Raw genomic sequence first — 3,261 nt, 5'->3', positions numbered from 1 at the left:
TTCAGCGAGCTGCAGCCGGTGATCGACCTGATCGACGACGCGGCGCGCGGCGTGCAGTTTCCCGACCGCGTGGGCGTCGAGGTCGCGCCGCTGATGCTCGAACTCGCGAACGCGCACGGCTGCCGCCGCGTCGAGATCCTGATGTCGCTGTTCGACCGGCTGTCGTCGTGCCGCGAGCGGCGCGTGCTCGCGGGGCCCGGCTACCGCAGCGACGCGCAGCACTACATGTCGTCGACCATCAACCAGGTGCTGTCGTACCTCCAGCAGAACCTGCCCGGCATGCTGCGCGAAACCGACGTCGCCGCGTTCGCCGGCATGAGCGTCAGCACCTTCACGCGGTTTTTCCGGCGTCACACCGGCTCGTCGTTCGTGCGCTACCTGAACCGGCTGCGCATCAACGAGGCGTGCGAGCTGCTGATGTTTTCCGACCTGACGGTGACCGACATCTGCTACCGGGTTGGCTTCAACAACCTGTCGAACTTCAACCGTCAGTTTCTCGCGATGAAGCAGGTGCCGCCGTCGAAGTTCCGCGCGCTGCACCGGCTCAACGAACCGCACGGCCGCGACGACGCACCGCCCCCGCGACGCGCGCGGCCGCCGTGCCCCCCAGACAGGACGCTTCACACGTGACATTCCTCGGCATCGATCTCGGCACGTCCGAGGTCAAGGTTCTGCTCACCGATTCCCGATCGGTCCCCCTCGCCACCGGCGCGGCCACGCTGTCGATCAGCCGGCCGCATCCGCACTGGTCCGAACAAAGCCCGCAGGCGTGGTGGCACGCGATGCTCGACGCGATCGCGTCGGTGCGCGCCGCGCATCCGGCCGGCTTCGCCGCGCTGCGCGGCATCGCGCTGTCCGGCCAGATGCACGGCGCGACGCTGATCGACCGCGCGGACCAGGTGCTGCGCCCCGCGATCCTGTGGAACGACACGCGCGCCGGCACCGAATGCGTCGAGCTGGAAGCGCTGGTGCCGGAATCGCGCGCGATCACCGGCAACATGGCGATGCCCGGCTTCACCGCACCGAAGCTGCTGTGGCTCGCGAAATACGAGCCGGCCGTGTTTCGCGCGGTGCACAAGGTGCTGCTGCCGAAGGACTACCTGATCTGGCGCCTGTCCGGCGAATTCGTGTCCGACATGTCCGACGCGTCGGGCACGCTGTGGCTCGACTGCGCGCGCCGCGACTGGTCCGACCGGATGCTCGCCGCGACCGAGCTGTCGCGCGCGCAGATGCCGCGCCTCGTCGAAGGCAACGCGCCCGCCGCGCAGTTGCGCGACGCGCTGCGGCGCGAATGGGGCATCGACGGGCCCGTGACGATCGCCGGCGGCGCCGGCGACAACGCGGCGTCCGCGATCGGCATGGGCGTCACGGGTGCCGGCAGCGGCTTCCTGTCGCTCGGCACGTCGGGCGTGCTGTTCGCCGGCAACGACCGCTTCGCGCCGAACCCGGACGCCGCCGTGCACGCGTTCTGTCACTGCGTCGAAGGGCGCTGGCACCAGATGAGCGTGATCCTGTCGGCCGCGGCGAGCCTCGACTGGCTCGCGCGTGCGCACGGCACGACGCCCGCTGTGCTGGCGGCGCGCGCCGAACACGCCGATCCGGCCCGCGCGCCGCTGTTCCTGCCGTATCTCGGCGGCGAGCGCACGCCGCACAACGACGCGCATGCGCGCGGCGTGTTCTTCGGGCTGTCGAACGAACACGACGCCGACGATCTCGCGTATGCGGTGATGGAAGGCGTCGCGTTCGCGATGGCCGACGGCTACGACGCGCTGCGCGCGGCCGGCACGACGCTCGACGCGGTGTCGTTCATCGGCGGGGGCTCGAAGAGCGCGTTCTGGGCGCAGCTATGCGCGAATGCGACCGGGCTCTCGATGCAGCGCCATGCGGACGGCGCGGTCGGCGCGGCACTCGGCGCGGCGCGACTCGCACGGCTGGCGGCGACGAACGATACGCTGGAGGAAGTCTGCGTCGCGCCGCCCGTCACGGAGACGGTCGCGCCCGATGCCGCGTCGGTCGATCTGCTGGCGGGGCGGCTCGCGCGCTACCGACGGCTGTATCGCGCGCTGCGGGACGAGTTCGCGGCCGCCGACTGAACGGGAACAGCCGCGCGATCGCGCTTGACCCGGCCCTTGGGATCGCCTTTATGCTGACCGCAACGAATCGACAGCAAGAGGTGACGGATGGGTACCGACACGCCCCGTTTGAACGCATCGGCCGCCGCCGCGCGGCTTGGCGTCTCGATCAAGGCGCTGCGGCTGTACGAGCGGCACGGCCTCGTCACGCCCGAACGCACGCCGGCCGGATACCGCGCGTACGGCCCGGCCGACCTCGCACGCGCCGCCGACATCGCGGCACTGCGCAAGCTCGGCCTCGGTCTCGCGCAGGTCGCGAGCGTGCTCGACGGCGATGCGCGCGGTCTCGATACCGCGCTGGCCGCTCACGAAGCGGCGCTCGATCGCGGGATTCAGGATTTCGTCGGCAAGCTCGACCGTGTGCGCGCGATGCGCGCCGACCTTGCACGGGGGCGGATGCCGACGGACGGAGAACTCGCGCGGCTCGTCGACACAGGCAGCGCCGGCGTCGCGTTCAGCCTGCCGTGGCCGTGGGGTGGCGAATGGTTCGAGTGTCGCGATATCCGGCCGTTGAACTACATCATCGGTTCGCTGGGGAGCGGCAAGACGCGGCTCGCGCTTCGGCTGGCCGAAGCGCTGCCCGGCGCGGTGTTCGTCGGCCTCGATCGGCTGGACGACGATTGTGCCGCGGCATTCGACGCATTGCACGCCGATCCGGAATTGAAGTCGCGCGTCGATCGCGCGTCGGCGTTGCTCGCCGCCAAAGGCGCGACGCCGTCGCCAGCGCTGACGGCACTCCTCGTCAGCCTCGAAGCGCAACGCCCGCGTGCGCAGATCGTCGACATGATCGAACAGGGCCTCGACCGAGCCACGCAGTTGGCATTGATCGCGCATCTGCGCGAAGGCGCGGCCGCCGGCATGCGGCCGCTGTTCCTGCTGACGCGCTCGTCGGCCATCCTCGATCTCGCGGCGGTCGGCCCCGACGAAACCATCCTGCTGTGCCCGGCCAATCACAGCCCGCCTGCGCGCGTGGCGCCTTACCCCGGCGCGCCGGGGTATGAAGCCGTGGCCACGTGCCTGGCGGCGCCGGAGGTCCGGGAGCGGATTGCGCGGCGGCCGGAAGCGCGCGCTATGATGCTCGGTACGGAACGCGAAATGAATTGAATGTTTCGCGACCTGTCTCGTCGGA

3 protein-coding genes are annotated in these 3,261 nt (G+C 70.6%); all 3 read left to right on the top strand.

The genetic code is table 11. From position 1 onward, the window contains the following. The coding region (locus JMF90_RS30350; protein WP_201325825.1) for an AraC family transcriptional regulator at nt 1-630 on the top strand (630 nt) is incomplete at its 5' end. Further along, complete coding sequence (gene xylB, locus JMF90_RS30345; RefSeq protein ID WP_011548668.1) at nt 627-2,093, top strand: xylulokinase; 1,467 nt, start codon at nt 627-629, stop codon at nt 2,091-2,093. The genes JMF90_RS30350 and xylB, both read left to right, overlap by 4 nt. 87 nt (nt 2,094-2,180) lie before the next feature. Further along, the gene (locus tag JMF90_RS30340) at nt 2,181-3,236 is read left to right on the top strand and encodes a MerR family transcriptional regulator (RefSeq protein ID WP_011548669.1); all 1,056 of its coding nucleotides are present in this window, start codon (nt 2,181-2,183) and stop codon (nt 3,234-3,236) included. Nucleotides 3,237-3,261 lie beyond the last annotated feature (25 nt).

Origin of the sequence: Burkholderia sp. E168m23 (assembly GCF_016586125.1) — a bacterium.
Lineage (GTDB): Bacteria > Pseudomonadota > Gammaproteobacteria > Burkholderiales > Burkholderiaceae > Burkholderia > Burkholderia orbicola.
This window is presented reverse-complemented; position numbering and strand designations above follow the sequence as displayed.

Bases quoted from the DNA above. Each gene is read 5' to 3' on its own strand.
- JMF90_RS30340 (WP_011548669.1), top strand. From the start codon at position 2,181: ATGGGTACCGACACGCCCCGTTTGAACGCATCGGCCGCCGCCGCGCGG.